The sequence below is a fragment of the Psychrosphaera ytuae genome, assembly GCF_017638545.1.
Classification (GTDB): Bacteria; Pseudomonadota; Gammaproteobacteria; order Enterobacterales; family Alteromonadaceae; genus Psychrosphaera; species Psychrosphaera ytuae.
The window spans coordinates 961,783-987,843 of the sequence record NZ_CP072110.1 but is presented as its reverse complement, the minus strand read 5'-3'; the positions used below and the strand labels follow the sequence as shown (position 1 = coordinate 987,843).

Annotated in this window: 24 protein-coding genes, 4 tRNA genes and 1 other RNA gene; 21 read left to right on the top strand and 8 right to left on the bottom strand. The window is 42.7% G+C overall.

The window, feature by feature from the left end:
- Positions 1-3: 3 nt before the first annotated feature.
- The 10 genes from tolR (at position 4) to J1N51_RS04290 (ending at position 6,056) form a co-directional block, all read left to right on the top strand.
- Positions 4-429 (top strand): protein TolR, encoded by a 426-nt coding sequence (tolR, locus tag J1N51_RS04335; RefSeq protein ID WP_208832752.1) that lies wholly within the window; start codon positions 4-6, stop codon positions 427-429.
- Positions 429-1,436 (top strand): cell envelope integrity protein TolA, encoded by a 1,008-nt coding sequence (gene tolA / locus J1N51_RS04330; protein WP_208832751.1) that lies wholly within the window; start codon positions 429-431, stop codon positions 1,434-1,436. The genes tolR and tolA overlap by 1 nt, the downstream gene beginning before the upstream one ends.
- The gene (gene tolB, locus J1N51_RS04325; RefSeq protein WP_208832750.1) at positions 1,436-2,788 is read left to right on the top strand and encodes a Tol-Pal system beta propeller repeat protein TolB; all 1,353 of its coding nucleotides are present in this window, start codon (positions 1,436-1,438) and stop codon (positions 2,786-2,788) included. Before tolA ends, tolB begins: the two co-directional genes overlap by 1 nt.
- Before the next feature lie 93 nt (positions 2,789-2,881).
- On the top strand, positions 2,882-3,439 hold the full coding sequence (gene pal, locus J1N51_RS04320) for a peptidoglycan-associated lipoprotein Pal (protein ID WP_208832749.1): 558 nt from the start codon (positions 2,882-2,884) through the stop codon (positions 3,437-3,439).
- Between the two features lie 20 nt (positions 3,440-3,459).
- A complete protein-coding gene (gene ybgF / locus J1N51_RS04315; protein ID WP_208832748.1) occupies positions 3,460-4,197 on the top strand; it encodes a tol-pal system protein YbgF in 738 nt (245 codons plus the stop codon).
- A 162-nt stretch (positions 4,198-4,359) separates the two neighbouring features.
- Positions 4,360-4,435: transfer RNA gene (locus J1N51_RS04310), tRNA-Lys, on the top strand.
- A gap of 37 nt (positions 4,436-4,472) precedes the next feature.
- Positions 4,473-4,548: transfer RNA gene (locus tag J1N51_RS04305), tRNA-Lys, on the top strand.
- A 25-nt stretch (positions 4,549-4,573) separates the two neighbouring features.
- A tRNA-Lys gene (locus J1N51_RS04300) sits at positions 4,574-4,649 on the top strand.
- Positions 4,650-4,761: 112 nt separating this feature from the next.
- A complete protein-coding gene (gene nadA / locus J1N51_RS04295) occupies positions 4,762-5,829 on the top strand; it encodes a quinolinate synthase NadA (protein ID WP_208832747.1) in 1,068 nt (355 codons plus the stop codon).
- A 5-nt stretch (positions 5,830-5,834) separates the two neighbouring features.
- On the top strand, positions 5,835-6,056 hold the full coding sequence (locus J1N51_RS04290) for an RNA-binding S4 domain-containing protein (protein WP_208832746.1): 222 nt from the start codon (positions 5,835-5,837) through the stop codon (positions 6,054-6,056).
- A 26-nt stretch (positions 6,057-6,082) separates the two neighbouring features.
- Here the strand turns inward: J1N51_RS04290 and J1N51_RS04285 are convergent, their stop codons facing one another.
- A complete protein-coding gene (locus J1N51_RS04285; protein WP_208832745.1) occupies positions 6,083-7,066 on the bottom strand; it encodes a PhzF family phenazine biosynthesis protein in 984 nt (327 codons plus the stop codon).
- 179 nt (positions 7,067-7,245) lie between these two features.
- On the opposite strand from J1N51_RS04285, the gene J1N51_RS04280 reads away from it, so the two are divergent.
- The 5 genes from J1N51_RS04280 (at position 7,246) to J1N51_RS04260 (ending at position 9,598) form a co-directional block, all read left to right on the top strand.
- Positions 7,246-7,740 carry a hotdog fold domain-containing protein gene (locus J1N51_RS04280; protein WP_208832744.1) on the top strand — a complete coding sequence of 165 codons (495 nt, stop codon included), beginning with the start codon at positions 7,246-7,248 and terminating at the stop codon, positions 7,738-7,740.
- A gap of 125 nt (positions 7,741-7,865) precedes the next feature.
- Positions 7,866-7,955, top strand: a tRNA-Ser gene (locus J1N51_RS04275).
- Positions 7,956-7,991: 36 nt separating this feature from the next.
- Positions 7,992-8,123: non-coding RNA, RtT sRNA (locus tag J1N51_RS04270), on the top strand.
- 199 nt (positions 8,124-8,322) lie between these two features.
- The gene (locus tag J1N51_RS04265; RefSeq protein ID WP_208832743.1) at positions 8,323-9,000 is read left to right on the top strand and encodes a hypothetical protein; all 678 of its coding nucleotides are present in this window, start codon (positions 8,323-8,325) and stop codon (positions 8,998-9,000) included.
- Between the two features lie 91 nt (positions 9,001-9,091).
- The gene (locus J1N51_RS04260; RefSeq protein WP_208832742.1) at positions 9,092-9,598 is read left to right on the top strand and encodes a DUF3087 family protein; all 507 of its coding nucleotides are present in this window, start codon (positions 9,092-9,094) and stop codon (positions 9,596-9,598) included.
- A gap of 23 nt (positions 9,599-9,621) precedes the next feature.
- On the opposite strand, the gene J1N51_RS04255 is transcribed toward J1N51_RS04260, so the two are convergent.
- Entirely contained in the window at positions 9,622-11,634 is a 2,013-nt protein-coding gene (locus J1N51_RS04255) for an extracellular solute-binding protein (protein ID WP_208832741.1), read from the bottom strand.
- Positions 11,635-11,779: 145 nt separating this feature from the next.
- Complete coding sequence (gene nhaR / locus J1N51_RS04250; RefSeq protein ID WP_208832740.1) at positions 11,780-12,691, bottom strand: transcriptional activator NhaR; 912 nt, start codon at positions 12,689-12,691, stop codon at positions 11,780-11,782.
- Positions 12,692-12,843: 152 nt separating this feature from the next.
- Between nhaR and nhaA the strand changes: the two genes are divergently transcribed.
- Positions 12,844-14,046, top strand: coding sequence for a Na+/H+ antiporter NhaA (nhaA, locus tag J1N51_RS04245; RefSeq protein WP_208832739.1), 1,203 nt, complete (start codon positions 12,844-12,846; stop codon positions 14,044-14,046).
- A 28-nt stretch (positions 14,047-14,074) separates the two neighbouring features.
- Entirely contained in the window at positions 14,075-14,503 is a 429-nt protein-coding gene (locus J1N51_RS04240) for a hypothetical protein (RefSeq protein ID WP_208832738.1), read from the top strand.
- Positions 14,504-14,577: 74 nt separating this feature from the next.
- Here J1N51_RS04240 and J1N51_RS04235 read toward each other — a convergent pair whose 3' ends face one another.
- Positions 14,578-14,955, bottom strand: a complete 378-nt coding sequence (locus J1N51_RS04235; RefSeq protein WP_208832737.1) for a rhodanese-like domain-containing protein — start codon at positions 14,953-14,955, stop codon at positions 14,578-14,580.
- Between the two features lie 180 nt (positions 14,956-15,135).
- Positions 15,136-17,349 (bottom strand): catalase/peroxidase HPI, encoded by a 2,214-nt coding sequence (katG, locus tag J1N51_RS04230; RefSeq protein WP_208832736.1) that lies wholly within the window; start codon positions 17,347-17,349, stop codon positions 15,136-15,138.
- A gap of 187 nt (positions 17,350-17,536) precedes the next feature.
- Between katG and J1N51_RS04225 the strand changes: the two genes are divergently transcribed.
- Both J1N51_RS04225 and J1N51_RS04220 read left to right on the top strand, forming a co-directional pair.
- The gene (locus tag J1N51_RS04225) at positions 17,537-18,466 is read left to right on the top strand and encodes a glutaminase (protein ID WP_408635884.1); all 930 of its coding nucleotides are present in this window, start codon (positions 17,537-17,539) and stop codon (positions 18,464-18,466) included.
- 46 nt (positions 18,467-18,512) lie between these two features.
- Complete coding sequence (locus J1N51_RS04220; protein ID WP_232842856.1) at positions 18,513-18,932, top strand: CBS domain-containing protein; 420 nt, start codon at positions 18,513-18,515, stop codon at positions 18,930-18,932.
- A gap of 4 nt (positions 18,933-18,936) precedes the next feature.
- On the opposite strand, the gene J1N51_RS04215 is transcribed toward J1N51_RS04220, so the two are convergent.
- The gene (locus tag J1N51_RS04215) at positions 18,937-20,094 is read right to left on the bottom strand and encodes a benzoate/H(+) symporter BenE family transporter (protein WP_208832735.1); all 1,158 of its coding nucleotides are present in this window, start codon (positions 20,092-20,094) and stop codon (positions 18,937-18,939) included.
- 227 nt (positions 20,095-20,321) lie between these two features.
- Between J1N51_RS04215 and J1N51_RS04210 the strand changes: the two genes are divergently transcribed.
- Positions 20,322-22,718: a TonB-dependent receptor gene (locus J1N51_RS04210; RefSeq protein WP_232842855.1), complete on the top strand. Its 2,397-nt coding sequence runs from the start codon at positions 20,322-20,324 to the stop codon at positions 22,716-22,718.
- Between the two features lie 28 nt (positions 22,719-22,746).
- Positions 22,747-23,445 (top strand): Fe2+-dependent dioxygenase, encoded by a 699-nt coding sequence (locus J1N51_RS04205; RefSeq protein WP_208832734.1) that lies wholly within the window; start codon positions 22,747-22,749, stop codon positions 23,443-23,445.
- Between the two features lie 89 nt (positions 23,446-23,534).
- Here J1N51_RS04205 and J1N51_RS04200 read toward each other — a convergent pair whose 3' ends face one another.
- Both J1N51_RS04200 and thrC read right to left on the bottom strand, forming a co-directional pair.
- Positions 23,535-24,404 (bottom strand): helix-turn-helix transcriptional regulator, encoded by an 870-nt coding sequence (locus J1N51_RS04200; protein ID WP_208832733.1) that lies wholly within the window; start codon positions 24,402-24,404, stop codon positions 23,535-23,537.
- Positions 24,405-24,717: 313 nt separating this feature from the next.
- A complete protein-coding gene (gene thrC / locus J1N51_RS04195; protein ID WP_208832732.1) occupies positions 24,718-26,061 on the bottom strand; it encodes a threonine synthase in 1,344 nt (447 codons plus the stop codon).

Sequence of the window (26,061 nt, the reverse complement as noted above, 5' to 3'; positions counted from 1 at the left end):
ACTATGAACGTAACTAGACGTCGCAGAAAACCCGTTGCTGAGATAAACGTAGTACCATACATAGATGTTATGTTGGTACTTCTTATCATCTTTATGGTAACTGCACCTTTGGTCACTCAAGGCGTTAAAGTTGACTTACCGCAGGCCAATGCCGAACCACTAGACGATGAAAGCAAGTCACCGATTGTTGCGTCAATCGATGAGCAAGGCCAGTACTTCGTTTCAACAGGTGAGCACAATGGTGACGAAGCAATGTCAGCACAAGATGTTGCAGTGATCGTTGCCGCACAATTGCAAATAGACCCTGAGACGCCGGTGGTGGTTAAAGCCGACCGCCGCATTCCTTATAACAATGTCATTGAGCTGATGGTGTTATTGCAACGTGCTGGCGCGCCATCTGTCGGTCTGATGACGGAGCCTAAGCAGTAATGATCAAGGCAAGTTACAAACCTTTCATTTTAAAATCACTTGGCTTACACGCCATATTTGGTGTCGTTTTGGTGTTGAGTTTTAATTTCACCCCGCCGATGAAAAAGCCAGAAAAGTCACCAGAGATTTCTGCTATTGATGCTGTGGTCATTGATGCAGCCGCATTAGAGCAGCAAGTTAATAAAATAAAGCAAGAAAAGGCCGCTCAAAAGGCCGCTGAAGAAAAGCGTGTGAGAGAGTTAGAAGAGCGTGCTAATAAGGCCAAAAATGAAATCAGCGCGTTGAGCAAAGAGCAAGAGCGTAACAAAAAAGCCGCCGAAGAGGCAAAACGAAAAGCCGCCGCAGAAAAGCGTAAAGCAGAGCAAGCTCGTCAAGAGCGATTAAAGCGTGAACAAGAAGCCGAACGAGCGAAAGCTGCAGCTAAAAAAGCCCAAGAGAAGAAAAAGGCTGAAGAGCGTGCTGCACTAGAAGCAAAGCGCAAAAAAGAAGCCGAAGAAAAAGCCGCTCTTGAAGCAAAACGCAAAAAAGAAGCTGAAATTGCCGCCGCTAGAAAAGCGGAAGCAGAGCGCAAAGCTCGAGAAAAAGCGGAGCGTGAAGCTGCAGAGCGTGCCAAAGCCGAACAATTGAGAAAAGAGCAGGAAGCCAAAGAAAAAGCGTTACAAGAAAAGATGCTTCAAGAACAACTTGCTCGCGAGCAAGATATCCGTCGTAAAGCCCGTCAAAAGGTAGTATTGACAGAAGTTCAAAAATACAAGGCTTTGATTACCTCTAAAATCCAACAAAATCTCATTGTTGATTCAAGCATGAAAGGTACATCTTGTCGTTTGAATATAAAATTAGCATCCAATGGATTTGTGACACAAGTGTCGGTACTATCCGGCCAAAATAATATTTGTAAAGCAGCTGAACGTGCCGTATTAAAAGCAGAAACGTTGCCGGTATCAAAAGAACAAGATGTATATCTACAATTGCGTGATATTAACCTAACCGTGGAGCCAGACCTCTAATGATTCGTAAATTTACCTTGCTGTTAGCCTTGGTCAGTCTGTTTTTCAGCTCGACCTCTCGTTCGGCATTAGAAATCGTCATCACTGAGGGCATTGATAGTGCTAGGCCGATTGCTATTGTTCCGTTTAAGTATGAAGGAACACGTGTTTTACCTTTAAATATCGCCGAAATTGTCGCTGCAGACTTAATGCGTAGTGGTAAGTTTAAGCCACTCAAAGTAGAAGAAATGCCTCAGTTGCCAAACAGTGACGATGAGGTTGACTATGCATCATGGGCATCGGTTGGTGCCGAGGCCGTGTTAGTCGGAACCATTAAAGATCACTCTGTTGATCGTTTTTTGGTGAGCTTTGAGCTTATTGATGTTCTGCGTGGTCAAATTACCGGCGGTACAGTTCAAGTATTGGTGGAAGGTAAATTAGTTGAAACTAAAGATCACATCTTAGACAACCGCCAAGTAGTCATTGGCGAGAGCCAGTTTAGACGTTACGCACATCGCATCAGTGATTTAGCATATGAAAAACTGACCGGTGAGCGCGGTGCGTTTTTAACAAAAATTGCATATGTGACGATCAACCACGGTGAAGAATATCCATACAAGCTCATTGTTGCTGATTATGATGGTGCTAATGAACAAGTCTTATTGCGTTCACGTGAACCTTTGATGTCGCCATCTTGGTCACCTGATGGGACAAAACTAAGTTATGTCACCTTCGAAAACAGCCGTTCGCAAATTTATGTGCAAGATATTTACACAGGTACGCGTCAATTACTTACATCATATGAAGGTATTAACGGTGCGCCTCAATGGTCACCAGATGGCAAAAAGTTAGCGCTTGTGCTATCTAAAGATGGTAACCCTGAGCTTTACGTTCTTGAGCTAACCAACAAGACATTGACTCGTCTTACACGCCATCGCGCTATTGACACCGAGCCAAGTTGGTCACCTGACGGCAAATTTATTGTGTTCAGCTCAGAACGGGGTGGTAATGCACAACTTTATAGCGTAAATTTAGACACTAAGCGTATAAAACGATTGACTTTTGATGGTGAAATGAACTTAGGAGGATCAATTACTCCTGATAATAATCACCTAATTATGGTAAATCGTACGCAAGGTAAGTATCACATAGCCAAAAAAGAGCTAGAGTCTGGAAACTTCCAAATCTTGACTAAAACAAGATTAGACGAAAGCCCAAGCATAGCTCCAAATGGCTCAATGATTATTTACAGTACTATGCACGGTAGTGGTCAGGTACTCGCTTTGGTTTCAATAGATGGTCGTTTTAAAGCGCGACTACCGGCTGCCAAAGGACAAGTTAAGTCACCGGCATGGTCGCCGTTCTTAAATTAAGAACAAATAAAGTTTAAAAAGCGTTGACCTTTCAGAGTGGTTTGCGCTTTTATATGTTTTACAACAACGTTTTGTGGAAAAAGGAAACTTAGAATGCAATTTAGCAAAATTAAAAAAGGTCTTCTGATCGCTATCCCAGCATTAGCTTTAACAGCTTGTGGCTCTAGCTCAGTTGTTAATGACGAGAGTGCAGCGGCAGCAACTAATTCTGCAACATCTGCAGAGACTTCAGGTGCGGCTCAAAATGCAGCGGCGGTTGAAGTAGCAACAGTTGAAAAAGCACAGACTGTTGAAGAAATGCAACAAGCTAAATTTGAAGCATTACGCCAAGAACAAACTGTTTACTTTGACTTTGATAAGTCAAAAGTTGACGCTAAGTACTTAGAGCTTCTTCAAGCACACGCTGACTACCTAATCAAAAACCCTAACCAAACAGTTATGGTTGAAGGTCACTGTGACGAGCGTGGTACGCCTGAGTACAACATCGCACTAGGTGAGCGTCGAGCTAAAGCTGTAGCACAATACCTACAAAACCTAGGTGTTATGCAAAGCCAAATCTCTACTGTTTCATACGGTGAAGAGAAGCCAGTAGATTTATCTCGCACTCAAGATGGTTTTGCTAAAAACCGTCGTGCGGTATTAGTTTACTAATAAAATATAAGAGACAGTCTATGAGATTATCTCTATTGGCCGTCTTATTCGTAGCGGGTGCCTCTAATGCAGATGCACCCGTTACTGATTTAAGCACTACAGGCCAGTTAAACGAACAAGTCACGCAGCTAAAGCGCCTTATTCAAGCCCGCGGTGCAGCCCAAGTTAACCTTCAGCAACAAATAAACGACCTTCAAGAGGAAGTTAGTGAGTTGCGAGGTGTAACTGAAGAGCACTCTTATAAGTTGGACCAAATTGTTGACCGCCAACGCGAACTCTATATTGAAATAGAGCGACGTCTTAGCAACCTTCAACAAGCTCCGGCACCAACTCAACCAGAAATCACTGAACAGCCGCTAGTACAAGAGTATGGTGGGTCACTAGGTGAAAACGAAGCGTACGACCAGGCCGTAAACCTGATCTTAAAGGAACGTCGTTATGACGACGCTATTCCAGCGTTTCAAAAGTTCATTGAGCAATTTCCAAGTTCAATCTATATTCCAAATGCCCATTATTGGTTAGGACAGTTGCAATTTAATAAAGCAAATTACAACGAAGCCAAAAAGCATTTTGGTGAAGTGATCAGTTCGTACCCGGACTCCACTAAACGCAGTGATGCATTATTAAAACAAGGGACCGTTTTACAAAAGTTGGGTGATACTGCCGCAGCGAAAAAATTGTTCCAACAAGTTATCGCTGAGTTTCCAGAATCCAACTCTGCAACATTAGCTAAGTCTAGATTGGTGAATTTAGGCTAGAAAAGTATGTTTTTTAACGCTTTTGTCTGTTTTTTGGGCGAAAGCGTTTATTTTTAAATTTTTTTAAAAATATGCTTGCACACAGAATTTAAATAAGTATTATATGCGCCCGCAGCAACGGAACGGCAAACGAACCGAAGCTGTGTGTAAAAGGTTTAAAGTGGGTCATTAGCTCAGTTGGTAGAGCAGTTGACTTTTAATCAATTGGTCGCTGGTTCGAATCCAGCATGACCCACCACTTTTACCTTCGATGTCTAACATCAGTTTTGTTTGATGGGTCATTAGCTCAGTTGGTAGAGCAGTTGACTTTTAATCAATTGGTCGCTGGTTCGAATCCAGCATGACCCACCATCAAACAAACGCTCCAATTTAAAGTGGGTCATTAGCTCAGTTGGTAGAGCAGTTGACTTTTAATCAATTGGTCGCTGGTTCGAATCCAGCATGACCCACCACTTTACTTTCTTCGTATATCTTATTCAATCTTACTATCATGACATTTGCGTTACATTTAACGTTTATTCACGTATAATCTCGCGCATTGAATTAACCTGTATTATTAGGCCTATGAACAGCATAGAACCCGTAATTAACACTGTTTCTACAGAATATCCGTTTCCGCCAAAGCCAGCGGTTTTGAGCGAACAAGAAAAGACTGAATACAAGCAGCGCATTAAGCAGCTGTTAAAAGAAAAAAACGCCGTATTGGTCGCTCACTATTACACAGATCCTGAAATTCAAGCATTGGCTGAAGAGACCGGTGGATGTGTTGCTGACTCATTAGAAATGGCGCGCTTTGGCAATCAACACGAAGCAGACACGTTGATCGTTGCAGGCGTTAAATTTATGGGTGAGACAGCAAAGATTCTCACTCCTGAAAAAACGGTCCTAATGCCAACTTTAGAAGCGACGTGTTCGTTAGATTTGGGTTGTCCGGCGGAAGAATTTACTAAATTCTGTGATCAGTACCCAGATCACAATGTCGTTGTTTACGCCAACACCTCTGCAGCGGTAAAAGCAAGAGCAGACTGGGTTGTGACGTCGAGTATCGCCCTTGAGGTTGTTGAGCATTTAGAAGCTGAAGGTAAACCTATCATTTGGGGTCCAGATCGTCACTTAGGTAGCTATATTCAAAAGCAAACAGGCGTCGACATGATCCTTTGGCAAGGTGAGTGTATCGTTCATGATGAATTTAGTGCAAAAGCCTTAAAAGACCTAAAAAATGTATATCCAAATGCAGCAGTTTTAGTCCATCCAGAGTCGCCAGCGTCAGTTGTCGAACTAGCAGATGCGGTAGGCTCTACTTCACAGTTAATTAATGCAGCCAACGAAATGGAAAACGATACGTTTATCGTTGCCACTGACCGCGGTATTTTTTACAAGATGCAACAATCAAACCCGGACAAGACCTTTATCGAAGCTCCAACGGCAGGTAACGGTGCAACCTGTAAGAGTTGTGCTCATTGCCCGTGGATGGCAATGAATGGCTTAAAGGCGATTGAGGAGGCTCTGACAGATGCAACGGGTCATGAGATCTTTGTTGACGAGACTTTAGCGGCTGAAGCGATGAAGCCTTTAACTAAGATGCTTAACTTTGCGGCACAAAACAAAGTTGCACTTAAAGGAAACGCGTAAACACTATGAGAACCGTTGAAATCGCAAAACAGCCTATTGAGTTACACAAGTTTCTTAAGTTTGAGGCCTTGGTAGGCAGTGGTGGCGAAGCAAAAATGGTGATCAGCGATGGTTTGGTCAAAGTAAATGGCCAAACCGAAACTCAACGTGGCAAAAAGCTAGTGACCGGTGACATCGTCGAGTTTATGGATGAGTCCTTTCAAATTGTTGAGCCTATCTTAGAGTAAAAGACGTAGGTAGATAGTACACTGAGCTAACTGAGTGCTCTGGTATACCCTGTTAACGCAATGGGGCTGCCAATATCACCGCTGAATGATGCATTAATAACAGATGGCATATTAATGTGACGCCCTTGATTAAAAGTGAGTTGATACTCACTTTTTTTGTTTGTAGTTATCCCCATAGACAGTGAGCTTTGTGAGTCTCTAATATAGCCAGCGTAAGCTGCTGCTGCCGCACCTGTTGCGGGATCTTCAATGACGCCTCCCGAAGCAAAAGCATTTCTAATATCGATAAACACCTGATTGTTTTTATCTTGTCGTGGTAAGGCAAGAATGATGGTGACTAAATCGTGTTCAAGCATTCGTTGTTTAACTGCATCAAAGTCATAATTCATGTTGTCCAGAGTGGCTTGATTTTTTAGCGTCAGCGCTAGGTGTTTTGAACCTCCATCAACAATTGCAGGTGCTAATGTGTGCCAATCTAAATCGTCGATACTGATGTTAAAGTCCTCTAGTATATTAATTAAGAGCTTGGGGAAGACACTTGGAGCTGTATTTTCTGTAGTTACGTCTTTAACCATACCAAAGAGCTCGTCTTGGCTTTTGGCGATAACTTGATGAGAAGTGGGCGGTGAAATTAGCGTGACAACTGTATCAGATTCTTTTTTGTCGAGGCGCAATCCAACTTGAGCGTGATTTAAGGTCAGTTGAAAAGTGACTTCTGTTGTACTGTTTTGACTCCAATACTTATCACCTAATGCAGCACCAAGTGCAATGGTTGCATGACCACAGAAGGGGACTTCACCTTCAGGACTAAAATACCGAACTCGATAAGCATTGGTTTGAGTCGCAATTGGAACTGCAAAGACGGTTTCTGAATAACCGACTTCTGCAGCAATGGCAATCATCTCATCGTCACTCGGAAACTCTTTGATTAATACAACACCCGCCGGGTTTCCCCCTTGGTAGCCATTTTCTGTAGGACTTGCAAATGCCGCTATTTTTTGAATATTCATTATGACCCTTTGATTTAATTACTGGTTTAATTACTGGGTTAGTTCCTCGTTTAATACGAGGTGGTTATCGCCATTTAACTGCTGCGGCATTGTGCTTCGTATTTTGTGCTATTTACTGCTGTAATTAAGTCAATATGTTGGTAGTATTTCCGATAAATCAAACTGGTAGGATGAGTTAAATGTCACAAGCAAACCCGGCACAATCAAAGCCAACTAAAACAATGGCTATATACAACAAGTTAAAAAATTGGCCGATGGGTAAAAAAATCTTTTCGAAACTAATTTGTAATATGGCGCCATATTTTGGAACCATCAAACCTATCGTCGAAGAAGTAAAACTTAATGAATGCAGCGTATTGATTAAAAAAGGTAAACGCGTCCACAACCATATCAAAACAGTCCATGTGATTGCGATTGCTAATGGCCTTGAAATGGCGATGGGCGTTATGGCTGAAGCATCTATTCCAAGCCACTTACGTTGGATCCCAAAAGGCATGACGCTAGATTACACGGCCAAAGCAGGTACCGACATTCGTTGTGTGGCTAAAGTTGATCCATTAGCGTGGAAACCTGGAGACATGCCTGTTGAAGTAAAGGCCTATGACACCCAAGGTACGGTAGTAGTAGAGGGTTTTATCAACTTGTGGATTTCGGAAAAGCCTGCACGTAAATAATACATAGTTTAGGTAGCGCTCAATTATCAGACACTTGATTTGGGTTTGATTAGCTTGCGCTTGCCTAACTCCTACAAAATGAATAGACTAGCAGCGCTTTTGACGATAATTCCAAAAGCATTTGCGGAGAGGTGGCTGAGTGGCTGAAGGCGCACGCCTGGAAAGTGTGTTTAGGTTAACCCCTAACGAGGGTTCGAATCCCTCTCTCTCCGCCAGCATTGAACAAACCCAGCACTTGTGCTGGGTTTTTTAATGCTCGGAGATTAGGAGGGTGAGAAGCCTCGTCCAGGGTTCGACTAAAACGTCGGGAACGTTTTAGAACGCCTTTAGGCGGCCCGAAGGGTGGAGGGCAGGAGCCCGACATAATCCCTCTCTCTCCGCCAGCATATTTCTTGTTACAAGAGAAAAACCCAGCACTTGTGCCGGGTTTTTTAATGCTCGCTTCAAATAGCCCCAACTTCGGTCATTGCTTAAACCCCTTAAGTGTCGTATAAAATATGAACAGTTACATACTGGCACACTGATAAACGCAGACACGGATCCAAAGAGATTAAACCAAACACAATAGGGCAAAAGCACAAAATGATCGGCATTGAAGAGCATATAGGTCCATGTCATAGCGAACACTCTCCAGAAACATGCGTGTGTGGTCGTCCTAGTCGTGCGGTGCAAGTGACTAAGTTTGCAACCATTTTTTCGTTTTCTCTTTTTATTACAGAGCGAAAGCTTGCGTATCGATGTTTTAGCTGTAATAGGCTCAAACAAACAGACATGTCTATATCGGGAATAAATGATGGGCTAGGTAAACTTGTATTTGGTTGGGGCCAACTCTTGTTACTAATAGGCATGTTAACTTTAGGTTATAACTTTGCTTATCCTAATGACCAAAGGTTAAGAGAGGCGCCACGAGTTGGTGATATATTGGTGGTAAACTTATTTGAAATTACTCGTGAACCAAAAGACCAACCGCACCCATATACATTAGCCAAAATTACCAAGGTCGAAGATGATGAAGTGCAACTTCAAGTTGGTCGGTGGCAGTATTTACGAGAGTTCGCTACGTTTAAGGATATGTTGAGTCGTCAGGACTTAATGTCGAGCTATTTTTCTAATCGCAACATTCAAGTGTCCCAATTACTCCTTGGTGAAACCCAAGCAGTGCGTTCTATTCGTCGTCGTCATTCGTTTTTTGATTTAGACGAAATCCACGAAAGCTTGTTTTTTCAGACCAAAGTACAACAAGCACCTTCAATTGATTAGTGGATAAAGATTGTCAGTTAGCTAACCATAGACATATAAAAGTATCGTATTAAAATACCCGCTCTTTTAACCACCTTCAAAGCAGTTATTAATGAAATTAGAGTCTATAGACAAATCCGTTTACCGCTCCCATTTAAACCGAATTTTGTGGGTCAGTATTGTGGCTTTTGCCAGTATGTCGTTGTTGATCTCACAAGTGACAATCTATTTGTTTACTGACCGCGAAGGAACACACTTTTGGCTGAATGTGATGGGGGTTGTTGTTTCCATGATCATCATTGGTTCTGTGTTTAATCGGATCAAATCTCACCCTTATTTTTATGAAGTGTATTACGTATGGCGACTAAAACAGCAGATTAATTACATTATTCGAAAGAATAAAGCACTAGAACAAGCCGTTGAACAGGACGATGTGCAGGCTATTACAATCATGGCATTTTATTATAAAGCCTGTGAGCAACTGTACACCTTGGACGATAATACAATCACCATGAGTGCTCTGAATAAAAAGTCTAATGCGCTACAAGAAAAGATCGATGCGCTCAACCAGTCTATTGATATATCAGATTACAGTGTTGATATGTTAAAAGCGTACTAGATTAATACGCGAGCGCTTTATGATTAGGGTTTTGAGGTTCGTGACGGCGCAATAATCTCATCGATTTTTTGCTGTGCGTTGATCAATGCTTGCTTCGTTGATATTTCGTTGAGCAAGCTTTTGTGTATTTGAAAGCCTACGTGAAAACCGATGGTTGGAAAATAAATCGTATCTGCGTATTGACGGCCAATCGTTGAATCGAACTCTGGCACTTGATATCCATTTATCAATCGGTACTCAATCAATGACTGACTAAATCCTTGTAGTGCTCCGTTGTTTCTATAATCAGAGTGCCTCACACCTGGTGGGGTTAAATACGCATGTTCTACGCCGGACTTTTGTTTTGCCATAAATTGGATAAAAGACTCGGCCAGTTTGGGGTTAGTACTTGAATTAGGAATAGCAAAATTCCATGACCAAAACCACCTCGCACCATCATACTGGTTGACTATAGGTACATCAGCAATAGCAAATTTATCGGATATAACCGAAACATTTGGGTTCAGAAAGTATGAAGACAGGTTAGAGGCATCAATCAAAAAAGCGAGTTTTCCTTCAGCAAATAGTTTCTGGTTGTCTTGCCAACCGAGATCTTTCAGTTCATTAGGGCCGTACTTTTGTAACAAGCGCTTGTACAAATTAACCGCTTCAAGCCACTCTTGAGTAACGACGTTTATTTTTCCTTCGCTGTTTGTCCAACTTCCACCAAACGTATTAACCAAAATAGAGATCAATGCCATATTTTGACCCCAGCCCGGTCGGGTTCGAAGGCCAATTCCAAACTGACCTTTGTCTGGTTGATGTAGCTTTTCCAATAGAGGAAACATAGATTGATAGGTGAGTTTATCTGGCAGCGTTAGACCGTTTTTTTTCATTAGGTCTTTGCGATAAAATAGCACAGTGGTTTCGCCCGTAAATGGCATGGCATATAAGGTATTTTTGATTTTTATGGTCTTTTTGTGGTTGTCGAATAGGTCATCAAAGGCAGTGCGCATGAGGTTGATATTTATTGGTAAAAACCAGCCTTGTTCTAACCAATTAGAAAGCTCAAACGGTCCGATTAACACAATATCGAATTCTTGTTTATTAAGGGCAAAATTACCTAATAATCGGTCTCTTAAAACATTTTCTTCAAAAACTCGCCAAATTACTTCGATATTAGGGTTGGCTTGTTCAAATAGCCGACTGTATTGCTGACCTGCAGAAATGGCATTGATGTCAGGGGCTGCAATGACAATTTGTTGCTTGTTTGGAGTTGTCGGTCTAGGCGTAAAAATACCATAATTCTCTAATATTTTGGTGAGAGTTCCATCGTTTTTGAGCTCATTTAACGCGGCGTTAAATTCTTTGATCAGAGACTCTGCAGATGGGTAATAGGTAGAGATTGCAAAGTGGTGTGGACTATTAAAACTGAAATTAGGATCAAATATTACTTTGCCCACTAACTCTGGATGTTCTTGAACAATCATATCGATAGCACTAAATCGGTCGATAAACACGGCGTCGATACGACCTTTTGCCAATAACCCCATGAGACTGTTGTAGTTGTTAGCAAAAGTGAACTCAAAGTCTTTTTCAACATTTAGGCTATCTGGTATAGATTCTCCTCTTATTAACCCAATCCGAACGTATCGATTGGACAGAGATGGCGCGTTGACCTTTTTTAATAAACCGACTTCACCACTTGGTATGGGTATAGAATACAACAACGTATCATCTTGAAAGTTAGAGCGGCGTACAGGAAAGGCTCCCATAACCTGTTTCGAACTCATTAAATGTAGTGCTCTGGCACCTGGGTAACTGTTTATGGTTGTTGTCCAGTTTAATCGATGCGCCACAACATCTATGACTTCGCGAAAGTACTCTTGTTGGGTGTTGAGAACTAGGGAATCTGTGGGCTTTATCTCTGCAAGACTAATGTGATGATTTTTTGCCGTTTGGCTTGGGAGCTTTGCAATTGATTGTGGGCTATTGAGAATAGTCGCACTAGCTAACAATAGATAGCTTAATAAAAATCCGCCTTTTATCAGTTTCATTAATCTTTGCTTGCCCCCAACTGAACGATATAAAGTGGCTCATTTGTGCCTTTAATGGGTAATACGTGTGGCCAAAAAAGGTATTTAAAACCAGTTATTTAAAGTTATGGTTTAACCATAGTCCAGGTTTTTCAGTTCGCAACTCTCAAATTGTTAAAGACGCACCGCCTAGCATGTCATTGCGTTCAAGAATCGAGACGACTGCTGGGTGTTTAATCTTACGCTCAGTTGAAATCATATAAAAATATTCTTGTATTTCATCCGTTTGTCCTATTAATACAACATCGTAATTCTCCAAAACATGGCGCTCGATATTAGACGGTGTTGTAAAAACCCCATAGCCGGCTTGACCAAACAGCTTACATAGGGCGCTGTCGTCAAATTCTGCATTGATATTGGCGTTGAGTTTGTTTGATTCAAGCCAGGACAAAAGGCTATGTTTGAGTCTGGATTGGTCACCAGGTAACAGTAACATCAAGTCATTGAGGCATTCGGGAAAAGGGCGTTGGACTTTGTCTATTTCGGAACGTGCGATATAAAATGACATACCACATGATGCTATTTTATGGCTGTAAGCTTTTATATTTACATTGTTGGGAATGGGTTGGTCGGCAATGATCAAATCCAGTTTGTTCATCGCCATGTCGGCCAGTAATTGCTCCAAACGTCCCTCATGGCAATTTAGTTTCATATCCAATTCGAAAGCCATAACGGGTTTTAAAAATTCATACGAAAAGACTTTTGGGATCACATCGGTAATGCCAACATCGAAGGTCATTCGTTTGTGTATCGTATTCGGTTCGATACTTTGAATTAACTCATTGCCTAACTTAAATATATCTTCCGCATAGCTAAATACTTTTTTTCCATTATCGCTAAGAATTAGGCGCTTGCCTTTTCGTTCAAAAAGGGCCAATCCAAGTTGCTCTTCAAGAGTGGTGATTTGACCACTTATGGTCTGAGGAGTGAGATGCAGGTGTTTACAAGCTTCAGTGATCGTCCCTTCGCGTGCAACGACATAAAAATAGTATAAGTGGTTATAATTCAACTGCCTCATTGTGACCTCTTGTTTGTCATAAGCCCTAATTTCATCATAAAGAGTGTAATCTATTTCGGTAATTTCGAAAACAAAACCTGTTTTATTCGAATTTTAACCTGGGCACATCATGCGTATAACTCTCACAACAGTGTTCGAGTGAGAGTGTAAAAATGACAAAACGAATATTTCGCCAAATGGCACAACAAGGAATACTCGGTGGTTTTTTGTTAGTGACTGCGGCGTTACTGGCCATGTTGATTGCAAATTCATTTTTGAAAGATGGCTACAACGGTTTTCTTAATTTACCCGTGGTCGTGCAAATCGGGGCCTTTTCAATAGAAAAGCCACTACTGCTTTGGATTAACGATGGGTTGATGGCAATTTTCTTTTTCTTAGTGGGCCTAGAGGTAAAAAGAGAAATATTGGCGGGGCACCTATCGTCGATAGATAAAATTGCATTGCCCGCCATTGGTGCGTTGGCTGGCATTGCTATTCCCGCTTTATTTTATTTAGGTTTTAACCAAGGGGATCCGGTTGCTATGAGTGGCTGGGCGGTACCGAGTGCAACTGACATTGCTTTTGCGTTGGGCGTGTTTGCCTTATTTGCTTCACGAGTTCCAGTAAGCCTAAAGCTATTTTTATTAGCGGTCGCTATTTTTGACGATATAGGCGCGATATTGATCATTGCTCTGTTTTACTCTCAAGACTTATCAGTACTGTCTTTGATAGTTGCGGGCATGGGTTTGACGATTCTATTTGTTTTAAACCGATTGAAGGTTCCTTACCAAGCTGCCTATATCTTGGTGGGCATTATTGTTTGGGCAGCAGTTCTTAAATCAGGTGTGCATGCAACACTGGCCGGTTTTGCACTGGCGATGTTTATCCCGCTTGAAGTCAAAACGGAAGATGGCAACCCAATGCTAAGCAATATGGAGCACGGTGTAGAGCCATGGGTCGCGTATCTTATTTTGCCCTTATTTGCTTTTGCTAATGCCGGAGTGGACTTATCAAACGTTGGACTAAGCGCCTTATTTGACCCAGTGACACTTGGGATCATTGCTGGATTATTCGTTGGTAAACAGTTGGGGATTTTTGGTTGTTGTTGGCTAGCGATAAAAGCGGGCTGGGCCAAGTTACCAGAAGGAGCTAATTGGGCACAGTTTTATGGCGTGTGTGCCTTGTGTGGTATTGGCTTCACCATGAGTTTATTCATCGGCTCGTTAGCATTTGAAACGGCGGAACCAAGTTATTTTGCCAAAGTGAAATTAGGGGTGTTAGTTGCGTCACTCCTATCTGCAGTCGTTGGCGCGTTATTGATCCACTCGTCATCTAAGGCACGAAGATCAGTAATTCACGCAGCTTCTCAGTCTTAACCACCTTTAATTAGAGGCGACAAACGACATGAACAATCAAAATAAAAGAATATCGACAAAAAGCTTGATGCTATTAACCCCGATTTTTTTAGCTGGAAGTTTATTTTCTCAAGCTATTGCAGCAAAAGGAAAAAACGCTTTGAGCGAACAGTGCATGCAGGATGTTAATTCGGCAGTTTGTGAGGCATACCTTACAGGATTAGTCGAAGGCTACGTCAAAAGTAAAAAGAAATACACTTCGTCAGAACCGGCTCCCAACAATGAGTTTTTGAAGCGCGTTTATGCTAGTCGAGTGAGCAACGAACATCTTGATTCGATCAAACCTGAGCCTGCTTGTTTGCCCGAGGTTGTTAACAAACAAGAACTAGTCACGAGTTTAATGAGCAAGGCTAAATTTGCTGAAAAGCCCATTGACCAAGTGCTATACGACGAATTACAGCGTCGATATGGCTGTTAACTGAAGATCACTTCTCCAACCAAAGCTTGCCCGCCTCTCGTCTAAAAACGATTGGCGGGCTTTTTTGTCTCGGTTTATTTATTTTGCCAGGCGTTCATTCCGCCATTGACAGAGTAGACGTTTTCGAAGCCCATTCGTTGTAAGGATTCAGTAGCAAGTGCTGAGCGACCGCCGGCTTGGCATATAAGGTAAATATCATAGTCAGCCAAAGCTTGTAGCGCTTCTTTAGGAGAGTCGTAGTTTTGTACTGCTGGATGCTGGTGGATTTTCATTTCTAATACACCACGAGGCATAGAAACCGCAGAATCAATGTGGCCTTGGCCAAACTCACCTGGCTCGCGTACGTCAATTAATAGCGCATTATCTTGTTCTAATTTGGCTGGTAACTCATCAATTGAAATGGTCTTGATGTTGGGCATAATTTGCTGAACAAGTTCTGGACAGGTTTTCATAAACACCTCTTATTTATTGTTTTCGATAGATTAATAAGTATGCAATATCGAATATGTTATTTGGCAACATTCTAAATTAGTCATTGCTAATATTCTAGGATGAAAATGACAAAAAAGCTGGCCTTATGATAGACCAGCTTTAATGCAGTTGTTGACGATCAACGACCGAGGTTTCAGTTGCTAAACGTCAAAACGATCGGCGTTCATCACCTTGACCCAAGCGGCAATAAAGTCCGTGACAAACTTTTCTTTCGCGTCATCCTGAGCGTAAACTTCTGCAAGTGCACGTAGCTCTGAATTAGAGCCAAAGATCAGATCAACTCGAGTTGCAGTCCACTTCTGTTCGCCCGTCCTACGATCTAACCCCTCAAACGTTTTACTACTTTGGTCAGTTGGCTGCCACTTGATGTCCATATCCATTAAGTTAACAAAAAAGTCATTGCTCAGTTGCCCAGGGTTATCCGTTAATACCCCGTGACGCTCGCCATTGTGATTGAGATCCATGGCACGCATGCCACCGATTAAAACCGTCATCTCTGGAGCGGTAAGGCCCATAAGTTGGGCTTTGTCCACTAATAGCTCTTCAGCAGAAGGGGTGTAGTCTTTCTTGAGGTAGTTACGGAAGCCGTCGGCGTAAGGCTCTAATACGTCAAAAGAGTCACAATCTGTTTGTTCTTCTAGTGCATCTACCCGACCTGGCGTAAAGGGCACGTCAACATTAAAACCCGCTGACTTGGCGGCTTTTTCTATAGCTACAGAGCCACCGAGTACAATAAGGTCGGCCAACGAAACTTGCTTGTTACCTGCAGCACTGTCATTAAATTGTTGCTGTACTTTCGATAATGCAACAAGTACTTTTTCCAACTGTTCCGGTTGGTTTACCGGCCAACTTTTTTGTGGTTCAAATCGAATTCGCGCACCGTTTGCACCTCCGCGAAAATCCGATGCGCGGAAGGTAGCTGCAGATGACCAGGCAGTATATGCGAGCTCTTGTTGACTCAAACCTGTTTCATTAATTGCTTTTTTCAACGTATCTATGTCTGCCGAGTTGATTAAATCAAAGTCACGGACAGGTAACGGATCCTGCCATAATAAATCTTCAGCGGGTACTTCTGGTCCTAAATAACGTGACTTTGGTCCCATGTCACGATGGGTTAATTTGAACCAAGCGCGCGCGAACGCATCAGCAAATTCGTCTGGGTTTGCTAAAAAGTGTTCACAGATCTTGCGATATTCTGGGTCTTCTTTCATCGCAATATCGGCGGTACTCATCATCAGCCCAACTTTGGTGTTTGGGTCTTCAGCATCAGGTGCCATGTGTTCTTCTTTTAGATCTTTAGGCACCCATTGATGCTTTCCGGCAGGACTTTTTGAAAGTTCCCATTCATAGCCAAGTAGGAGTTCTAGATAGGTCATATCCCACTTCGTCGGCGTGTAAGTCCATGCACCTTCTAAACCGCTGGTAATGGTGTCACGACCTTTACCGCTTTTATAATCGCTGGTCCAGCCAAAACCCATTTCTTCTATCGGAGCTGATTCAGGGTCTGGACCCATATGTGACTCTGGGCCCGCTCCGTGAGTTTTACCGAAGGTGTGGCCACCAGCAGTGAGGGCGACCGTTTCGTAATCGTTCATAGCCATACGGCCGAACGTCTCTCTAATGTCACGAGCGGAACCCAAAGGATCTGGATTGGCGTCAGGGCCTTCCGGGTTAACATAAATTAGGCCGTGTTGAACAGCCGCTAACGGTAGCTCCAGCTCGCGGTCATCAAAGTATCGTTCGTTATCAAGCCAAGTTGTTTCGGCGCCCCAATAAATATCTTCTTCTGGCTCCCATATATCTTCGCGACCACCAGCAAATCCAAAAGTTTTAAGCCCCATTGATTCGAGGGCAACGTTCCCGGTAAGAATAAACAAATCGGCCCAACTTAGCTTGTTGCCGTATTTTTGCTTAATCGGCCAAAGTAAACGTCGGGCTTTGTCTAGGTTTCCATTGTCTGGCCAACTATTAATCGGCGCAAATCGTTGATTGCCAGTGTTTGAACCACCACGCCCATCTCCTTCGCGATAGGTACCTGCCGCGTGCCAAGACATTCGGATCATAAACGGCCCATAATGACCATAGTCAGCGGGCCACCAATCTTTAGAGTCGGTCATTAGGTTTTCTAAATCTTTTTTTACCGCTGCTAAATCAAGTTGATTGAATGCGGCTTTGTAATCAAAATCGTCGCCAAGAGGGTTAGATTTTTTGTCATTGAGACGCAGTATTCTTAAATTGAGTTGATTGGGCCACCAGTCGCTATTAGTTGTACCAGGTCCCTTTTTTAAGGTGTTAGAACCGTGCATGACCGGGCATTGGCTCGGGTTGTGTTGTTTATCAGTAGAATTCGACATGACATCTCCAATATCAGGTTGATTACAAATCCGTGCTAAAAAGCATAGACAGTTATTGAAGATTTCGACAATTTGAAATCAAGAAGATATCCTTCGAAAAAACCGAACATGCTACACTTTTAATGTTCGAGCTCAGTGAGTTAATTTGGTTCTAACACTCGTAATATAAAACAGGAGTCTCATTTTAGTGCTACAAAATATCCCTAATCCTTCCTCGGTTTTGTCTAACGTTTTAAATAAGCACAGAGCAAAGTATTTAGAAGGTAAAACGGCAAATTACATTCCAGCCTTAGCGCAGGTCAACCCGAGTTTGGCAGGTGTTGCGATTGCGACTATTGATGGTGATGTGGTGGGAGCTGGAGATAGTCGAGTACCATTTTCAATTCAAAGTGTGTCAAAGATATTTGGCTTGGTAATGGCAATGAACCGACTCGGTGATGATTTGTGGCAGCGAGTGCATATGGAGCCGTCGGGTCAGGCTTTTAACTCGATTATTCAATTAGAATGGGAAAAAGGTATTCCTCGTAACCCGGTCATTAATGCTGGTGCGTTACTGGTCGCAGATGTATTGGTCAGTCATTATTCTGCAAGTAAACTCGCAGTACTTAACTATGTTCGACGGTTAGCCGACGACGAAAGTGTGTTTATAGACAATGCGGTATTCGAATCTGAGTTGAAACACGGCAGCAGAAACGCGGCTTTGACCTATTTGATGAAGAGCTTTGATAATATCGAAGCGTCAGTTCCTGAAGTGCTAGATCACTATTTCACACAATGTGCTATTACCATGTCATGTGAGCAGTTGGCCAAAAGCATGTTGTTTTTGGCCAATAAAGGCAAAAACCCCTGTACGGGTGAGCGAGTATGCAGTAAAAAAGATGCCCATAGGATCAACGCAATTTTATCTACTAGTGGTATGTACGATCAATCTGGCGAGTTTGCGTTTTCAGTTGGCTTGCCAGCCAAAAGTGGGGTCGGTGGTGCCATTGTTGCTATCGTCCCTAATTATGGTGTTATCTGTGCTTGGTCGCCGCCACTGAATGGCTTTGGTAATTCTGTGGTAGGCAAACATATAATTGCCGATTTGGCAGAAGAGCTTGGCTTGTCTATATACTAAAACATTAGATCAAACATAAGTGGTTATGAGTAAATAAGGAGATGGTATGACTCAAGTATTTGTCGAAGACATAATGTCAAAACCTGTCGTAACGGTAGAAATGGACGACACCTTACAGACGGCAAATGATATTTTTAGTCACACTCATTTTCATCACTTGTTGGTGGTAGATAAAGGCGTGCTGGTGGGGGTAATTTCAGACCGTGATGTTCTAAAAGCCTTGAGCCCTAATATAGATACAGCGGCAGAAAAGCCAACAGATCGGGCGACCCTTAACAAGCGAGCTCATCAAATTATGAGTCGTCATCCCATTACACTCAAAGCAAAAGATCGGATAAAACGGGTAGTAGAAATTTTTGACGATAATCGAATTTCTTGTATCCCAATCGTCGATGAAAATCACAAACCCGTCGGCATTGTATCTTGGCGAGACATTATTAAAACGATTCGCGCTCGTTACCAATGACCTGTTACTTAAACAGGCGTTTGTATAACAAACCGATGAGCAAGCCAATTAAAGTCGCATTTAGTCCGATGAATGTAACTCCCGAGAGAGTGATAACAAAAGTGAATAATGCGGCTTCGCGGTCGGCTTCGGTTTGAAACGCCGTTTGTAAACACATCACTAAAGTACCCAATAGCGCAAAGCCAGCTAAAATCACTCCAACATAACTCGGTAACGCCACAAAGATATCAACGACAAGCGGTGCCCAAAGCCCTGCGATGATGTAAAACACGCCCGCCCAGATTGCCGCTAGGTATCGTTTGTCTTTGTTTTTATCGACGTCCTCATTAAGAACAAGGGCCGCTGAAATCGCCGCTAGATTAACTGCAAACACTCCAAACGGTGCAAAACCAGCAGTAGCAGCGCCGGTTGAAGTTAAAATAGGTTTAACGCTAGGCTGATAACCAAAGCTTTTGATCATTGAAATACCCGGCAGATTTTGCGAAAGCATACTGACTAAGTACAGTGGCAGACTGATATTTAAGATGGCCATCAAATCAAACTCAGGAGTAAGCCATTTAGCTGAGCTTATAGATAGATTCAACGAGGTAGAGTCAAATGCACCGGCGATAATTGCACTGCTAATACCAACTACAACCAATGCGAGCATAGTGTACTTTGGAGCAAGGCGTTTAGTTGCAATATATGCAATTAACATAGCGATAAACACGACAGACTCTGTCGCTAGCATTGCAAAAGCATCAACACAAAACGGTAAAACAATCGCACCTAACATTGCCGCAGCCAAGGCTGGAGGAACACGCTCTAACGCCGAAACAATAGGTTTGATGAATCCGGTGGCCATGATCATTAAGCCCGTTACAACAAACGCGCCTAATGCCGTTGTTACCGTGTAGTCACCCAAAATCAGGATGAGCATAGCAGCACCTGGCGTAGACCAAGCGGTTAATACAGGTTGTTTATAAAACCAAGACAGGGCAATCGAGCTTACCCCCATGACTAATCCTAGAGCAAACATCCAGTGAGTAATGAGTTCGGTTGAAGCACCTGCAGCCGAAGCGGCTTGAATAATGATGATCACTGAGCTGGCATAACCTATTAGCACAGCAGTAAAACCAGCTAACAAGTGATTAATAGAAAACAAAGAACGCAGATTTTGCAAAACAAGTACCTCATATAACAAGGTGTAAGAATATCCTACTGTGCTACTTAACAACACGTTAATTGCGAAAAAGTTCCAGGTATGAACGTAAAGAAATGTAAATAATAATACAAATGAGAGTGATTCTCATTTACATGTTTTGTTTTGTGATCCATAATCGCCGCCATTATTCACCCCCTTGCTTTTAAGTAATTGCATTTAAAAGCGGTAAATCAAATGGAACAACGATGGCACACAAAAAAACAAACAAAACAGAAAGGGCAGAAACCAGCAATAAAAACACACTACCTGGCTTGAGCGCACCTGCGTTAATGACCTCAATTGCGTTGGGCTCGACCGCCTTGTTTACGCAAGGTGTATTCGCAGCGGAAACTAATCAAGTTGATTGTCAAAAGTCAGCAACACAGCAGTCGATAACGCAAGAGTGTGAAACAAAAAAAAGCACAAAAGCGGATGAAGAAATCGAACACATTAAAGTACACGGTGTTCGTCATTCTATTTATCACTTTGATAAGTCTGGTGACAAGCGTCGTGTCAACGACTTAATAGAAACGCCACAAGTCATTAATGTATTGACTCAAGACCAAATCAGCGACTCTGGCCGTTCTGATTTAAGCGAGATCTTATCGGCGCAATCAGGTGTGACTCTTGGTACCGGTGAAAATGGTAATGCATTTGGTGACCGCTATATCATTCGTGGTCACGAAGCTCGTAGCGACGTGTTTGTTGATGGTCTTCGCGACCCAGGTATGACGACTCGTGAGAGTTTTGCCACAGAGCGCGTTGAAATTACCAAAGGTCCTAGCTCAACATTTGCCGGCCGTGGTTCTTCAGGTGGTGCGGTAAACAGCGTTACTAAAAAGGCATCAACTTCCTATGACTTTGGTCGTGTCGATGCATCATTTGGTACCGATGACTACACGCGTTTTACGGCTGACTACAACAAGTCTGTGTCAGATCAAACGGCGGTTCGAGTTAACGCGCTTATTGCTGATGAAACAAAGCCGGGTCGTGATAGCATAGAACGCGAACGCCAAGGCCTACAGTTGTCAGCAACACATTTAGCAACGGACAAGCTTTCACTAACGGCAGATTATTACTTCCTAAACGCTGAAGATCGCCCTGATTTAGGTAGCTACTATGACCGTGATGCCCAGTATCCAATTGAAGGTATTCCGGTTTATGCCCAAGACGAAGATTTCCAAAACTCAGAAGTCTCTACCTTTACATTACGTGCCGACTACCAAATTGACGAAGACACACTGTTCTACAATACGACCCGTTTTGGTAAAACAGAAAATGGCTATATCACCACAGGTGTAAGAGGCACAACTCGTGATGTGAGCGATCCAGTTGCACCAGGTGCAGATACATTGTCAATGAGTACTCATCAAGGCTGGCAAGATGTTGAGTATTTTGCGACTCAATTTAACTTTATCAAGTCGGTTAATTTAGCTGGTCTTAATCATAAGTTTGTTGCTGGTGTCGAATATACAGATGAATCAGTCGACAACGGTGTCTATGATATTGAATACGCAAATCCAACCAATTGTTTGGTGGGTGGTCGTCGTGGCGTGTCAGGTGCTTATTGTATTCTAGATGGAGCGGGTAACCAATTAGACAATATTGGTAGCCTCATGGGACGCACATATGAGCGCGGTATTGCAGATGCACAGTTCAGTATTAATACCTTCTCAGCTTACATCATGGATACCATCAAAATTAATGACAAAACCCAAATTTTCTTAGGTTTGCGTCAAGACAGCTTTGATTACACCAATGATGTTGTCAGCCGTGGTAATGAACTGGCGTTTGATTACTCAGACGACATGTACAACGGTCACGCTGGTATTCTTTACGACATCGCTGAAAACGGTAATGTTTACCTAAACTACAGTACCGCTACTAACATCAATGGCGGTGAGTCTGACTTAGGTGCGAACTGTGGTTATGGTGGTTTGTGTGGTGATCCTGACCAAGTTAAACAGTCTGATCCTGAGTTAGTTGAAAACATAGAATTAGGCACCAAATGGCAATTCTTTGACGAAAAACTAATGGCTACGGCGGCACTTTTCCAAATGACCAAAGACGATGTGATGGAAAGTGTAGGTAATGATTACTCATCACTTGGCACCTTGAACACAGGTAAAAACCGCGTTAAAGGTCTCGAGCTTGGCTTAGCGGGTGACATTAACGACACATTAAGCATGCAAGCATCTGCGACGGTAATGGATTCTGAAGTACTCGAGTCTTTTAATGAAGAAAATGAAGGCTTAGCACTATCAAACTTTGCTGAAAAGAGCTGGTACATTCAATTGCGTTATCAACCAAATGAAACGTGGGCGTTTGGTGGTGACTACTCAGGTCAGTCTGAGATGTACGGTGGTCAGCCGGACACAGCAGCTGGTTACAACGCAGAGACGGGTCAATACAGCATCATCGTACCAAGTTATCAAGTCCTTAACCTATTTGCTAACTACAACGCGACAGAAGATTTAACCTTGCGCGTTAATGTGGGCAATGCGCTAGACAAAGAATATTGGACGGCTGCATACCGCTCAGGTTCGTTCATGTACCTAGGTGATGCACGTACGGTACGCTTTACTGTAAACTACCAATTCTAATTTAGACTAGACATATTAAGGGCAAACTATGGTTGTTGTTGAGCAGTTACTGTCAGAATCTGACGTAGCCATTTATCTTGAAAACCTTGCAAAGGCGAGTTGGGATAATGGTACGCAAACCGCGATGGGAATGGCTGCATCTGTAAAGAACAACCATCAAGCAAACCCAGAAGATGATATCGTTCGCCAATTGGCGAACGATGTTCTAGCCCGAATTGGCTCGACGGCTAAGTTTGTATCGTCCGCTTTGCCTCATAAAATTTTCCCTCCGTGTTTTAATCGCTACACCGAGTCCGAACACTACGGGTTTCACGTCGATGCTGCCATTATGCGAATGCCGTCTATAAATGGTATATCGAATAATGAAGTACTTCGAAGTGATGTGTCGATGACGTTATTTTTGTCGAACCCCGATGAGTATGAAGGGGGCGAACTAATAATTAAAACAGAGTTTGGCGAACAAACTGTCAAATTACCCGCCGGATATGCAGTTATGTATCCGTCTAGTAGCCTGCATCGAGTAACACCAGTGACTAAAGGGACTCGAATTGCCGCAATAACTTGGCTGCAAAGTATGGTTAGTGATGTGACGACAAGGCAGTCGTTGTATAACTTAGACCAAACAATTCAAGCCTTGATAGCAGAAGGTAATACTTCAAGAGAACATCTTGATAACTTACACCATGTTTATCACAATTTAGTCAGGCAACACGCACAGGTAGGATAGTGGTTAGGTTGTATTAAAGTCTATTAACATTAAAAAAGGAGTAACTGTGTTACTCCTTTTTGTTTACTTGTTCGTCGACTCTTGTTGAATTAACTAAACAGATACGGCTTAAGGTCATCAATGTTCTGTACTATGACTTGTTGTGCTTTTGGATCTGCGTGTATTGAATGTCCATCAATCCGCAGTTCTTGCAACAAATATCCAAGTAGACAAGCGCGAACTTCGATCTCTAGCTTACCTTTTTTCATACTGTAGTCGTGCTCAATAACAAACTGCTGTTCAGCGCTCAGACGCTGATCTGGTGTAATAACCGCAGTGACTTTAGTGTTCCAAAGTTTGTCGTGCTCACGCTTAAACTGGGCAGTGCCACGCTCTTTTTCTGGCTTACCAAAAAATCTTGTCAGTACAAAATCCCTGAACTCCTGATTTTTCTCGCAGTAAGCTCGTACGTGCCAACGATTCGCTGCATATACAATAGAATGCGGACAGATCACTCGGCCATCAGGCTGTGGATCGTTCACCGAACGATAGTCAACTTCCAGTCGGTGATTGTGCTCACAGGCTTGAATTAGCGCGCGTAAGACCTCAGGCTCAATATGTCGATTAGGCACAGGAGAGCCATAAGTGTGTGTGTCGGCTGAGTTTAGGCGTGACAAAGACGCTTCTAGCATATAGTTGTGAAGCGGAAGTTGTAGATATTCGTCCGCCTGGCCGTACGTCAACATCGGCTTAAACTTGCGGGTAGGAATATACGCCTTTTGGCGATGACAGTATTCTAAGTTATTAGGTGCAACTTCAGTTCGGTATTTGGAAATATCGCGAGAGGCTTGTTGACGCTGAATTCCAAAAGCGTTCATCAAGTGGTGACTGTTGATTTTTCCTTCCCATAGAGCAACAACTTCGATCAAACGAAGTCGCATCAATAAGTCAAATTTATAAGAGTTTCCAGAATTAGGCATGGTTGTCCCTGTTTTTCTATAATCCATCGGTAACAGTGTAAACCGAAAAGTGTACTTTCTAAGATTACACCAATTATTGTCTTGTGAATACGTATTAAAACACGACATGTGATGAACGGTATGAAACGCAAGACGAAGTATTTCATCTATATTATGGCGCAAAAATAGACTATTGGAGTGTCTTTTTTATACGTGTATTTATATCCAGTTATTGATTGATTTAAAAAGGAAAATATACTGATAAAACAGGAACGACGAGTCACATGGATGTGATGGCCGCTCAAATAGTGAGCGGCCTTTTTTTGTACCAAGTTTAATGTTTTAACAGTAGAGATTTTAGAGCGGGGAAGTCATCTTCGCAGTGCTCAAAATGACTTTCTAGCTCCATCGCTAATCGCAACTTTTCAGGCATCTTAACAGGTGTTTTTAACACAGACTCAACGACCTCTTTAAATTTAGCTGGATGAGCGGTCGCCAAAAAGATCGCGTTTTCACTATCGCCTACCAATTGTCGAATTGCATCAAAAGCAACCGCGGCATGAGGCTCCGCCATATATCCATGTTCTGTTAGTGCCAAAAGAGCGGCTTGAGTTTGAGCTTCATTGATAGAGATACCTTTTAATTGATCAAGGGACCAGCCCATTTTTTCAAATATCGCTTCAACACGAGGCCAGTTACTCGGGTCTGAAACGTCCATGGCATTGGACATAGTTGCTACGGTTGGATTGACCTGCCAGTTTTGGCCATTTAGGTATCGAGGTACTGTATCATTGCTGTTGGTCGCGGCAATAAAGTGCTTAATAGGAAGCCCCATAGCCTTTGCAAACAAGCCTGCGGTTAAATTGCCAAAATTACCACTCGGTACTGAAATCACCGGCGCGGTCTCATTTGATAGAACGAACCCTGGCCCTTGTTGCTGAACAAATTGCGCAACGGCCTCAAAGTAATAACAGATTTGGGCTAGTAAACGAGATATATTAATAGAGTTTGCAGAGTTTAAACCAAGTTCATCATTGATATCTGCATCTTCAAAGGCCAATTTCACTAGGCGCTGACAAGCATCAAAATCAGACTTAATAGCTACCGCCGAAATGTTGTCTCCAAGGGTTGTAAATAGTCGTTTTTGCGCCTCAGATATTTTGCCATCAGGGTATAAGACAACCACGTCTATGTTATCGATTTGGTAAAACGCATCGGCCACTGCAGCTCCGGTATCACCTGAAGTTGCGGTTAGGATGGTCATTTTATTGGTGCTTTTGTTTGGATCGTCAGGCGTTCCATCTGCGATATTTTCAGAAGCAATTCGACTTAATACCTGGGCCATAAAACGGGCGCCAAAGTCTTTGAAAGCCAAGGTTGGACCGTGAAACAATTCTAGACTGTGTAAGCCATCTTTGACCTTGACGAGCGGTGCGTCAAATACAAAGGCGCGCTCGACCATTTGGCGAATTATCACGGGCTCAAATTCATCACCAATCCAAGCTGAAACGACTCGTTCGCATCGAGTTAAAAAGTCCAACTGCAAAAGTTCGTCGATTTGGTCTAATTGCGGTATGTGAGTTGGAAAAAACAGTCCTCGGTCTTTACCCAGACCTTTGATCGACGCTTCTTTAAATGAGACCACCTGGTCTGGGTGTTTCAAGTTATAAAGCTGCAT

Bases quoted from the DNA above. Each gene is read 5' to 3' on its own strand.
- J1N51_RS04210 (WP_232842855.1), top strand. From the start codon at position 20,322: ATGGCACACAAAAAAACAAACAAAACAGAAAGGGCAGAAACCAGCAAT.
- ybgF (WP_208832748.1), top strand. From the start codon at position 3,460: ATGAGATTATCTCTATTGGCCGTCTTATTCGTAGCGGGTGCCTCTAAT.
- katG (WP_208832736.1), bottom strand. From the start codon at position 17,349: ATGTCGAATTCTACTGATAAACAACACAACCCGAGCCAATGCCCGGTC.
- tolA (WP_208832751.1), top strand. From the start codon at position 429: ATGATCAAGGCAAGTTACAAACCTTTCATTTTAAAATCACTTGGCTTA.
- J1N51_RS04235 (WP_208832737.1), bottom strand. From the start codon at position 14,955: ATGAAAACCTGTCCAGAACTTGTTCAGCAAATTATGCCCAACATCAAG.
- nadA (WP_208832747.1), top strand. From the start codon at position 4,762: ATGAACAGCATAGAACCCGTAATTAACACTGTTTCTACAGAATATCCG.
- tolB (WP_208832750.1), top strand. From the start codon at position 1,436: ATGATTCGTAAATTTACCTTGCTGTTAGCCTTGGTCAGTCTGTTTTTC.
- J1N51_RS04220 (WP_232842856.1), top strand. From the start codon at position 18,513: ATGACTCAAGTATTTGTCGAAGACATAATGTCAAAACCTGTCGTAACG.
- J1N51_RS04260 (WP_208832742.1), top strand. From the start codon at position 9,092: ATGAAATTAGAGTCTATAGACAAATCCGTTTACCGCTCCCATTTAAAC.
- pal (WP_208832749.1), top strand. From the start codon at position 2,882: ATGCAATTTAGCAAAATTAAAAAAGGTCTTCTGATCGCTATCCCAGCA.
- J1N51_RS04240 (WP_208832738.1), top strand. From the start codon at position 14,075: ATGAACAATCAAAATAAAAGAATATCGACAAAAAGCTTGATGCTATTA.
- J1N51_RS04285 (WP_208832745.1), bottom strand. From the start codon at position 7,066: ATGAATATTCAAAAAATAGCGGCATTTGCAAGTCCTACAGAAAATGGC.
- nhaR (WP_208832740.1), bottom strand. From the start codon at position 12,691: ATGAGGCAGTTGAATTATAACCACTTATACTATTTTTATGTCGTTGCA.
- thrC (WP_208832732.1), bottom strand. From the start codon at position 26,061: ATGCAGCTTTATAACTTGAAACACCCAGACCAGGTGGTCTCATTTAAA.
- tolR (WP_208832752.1), top strand. From the start codon at position 4: ATGAACGTAACTAGACGTCGCAGAAAACCCGTTGCTGAGATAAACGTA.
- J1N51_RS04280 (WP_208832744.1), top strand. From the start codon at position 7,246: ATGTCACAAGCAAACCCGGCACAATCAAAGCCAACTAAAACAATGGCT.
- nhaA (WP_208832739.1), top strand. From the start codon at position 12,844: ATGACAAAACGAATATTTCGCCAAATGGCACAACAAGGAATACTCGGT.
- J1N51_RS04200 (WP_208832733.1), bottom strand. From the start codon at position 24,404: ATGCCTAATTCTGGAAACTCTTATAAATTTGACTTATTGATGCGACTT.
- J1N51_RS04255 (WP_208832741.1), bottom strand. From the start codon at position 11,634: ATGAAACTGATAAAAGGCGGATTTTTATTAAGCTATCTATTGTTAGCT.
- J1N51_RS04290 (WP_208832746.1), top strand. From the start codon at position 5,835: ATGAGAACCGTTGAAATCGCAAAACAGCCTATTGAGTTACACAAGTTT.
- J1N51_RS04205 (WP_208832734.1), top strand. From the start codon at position 22,747: ATGGTTGTTGTTGAGCAGTTACTGTCAGAATCTGACGTAGCCATTTAT.
- J1N51_RS04265 (WP_208832743.1), top strand. From the start codon at position 8,323: ATGATCGGCATTGAAGAGCATATAGGTCCATGTCATAGCGAACACTCT.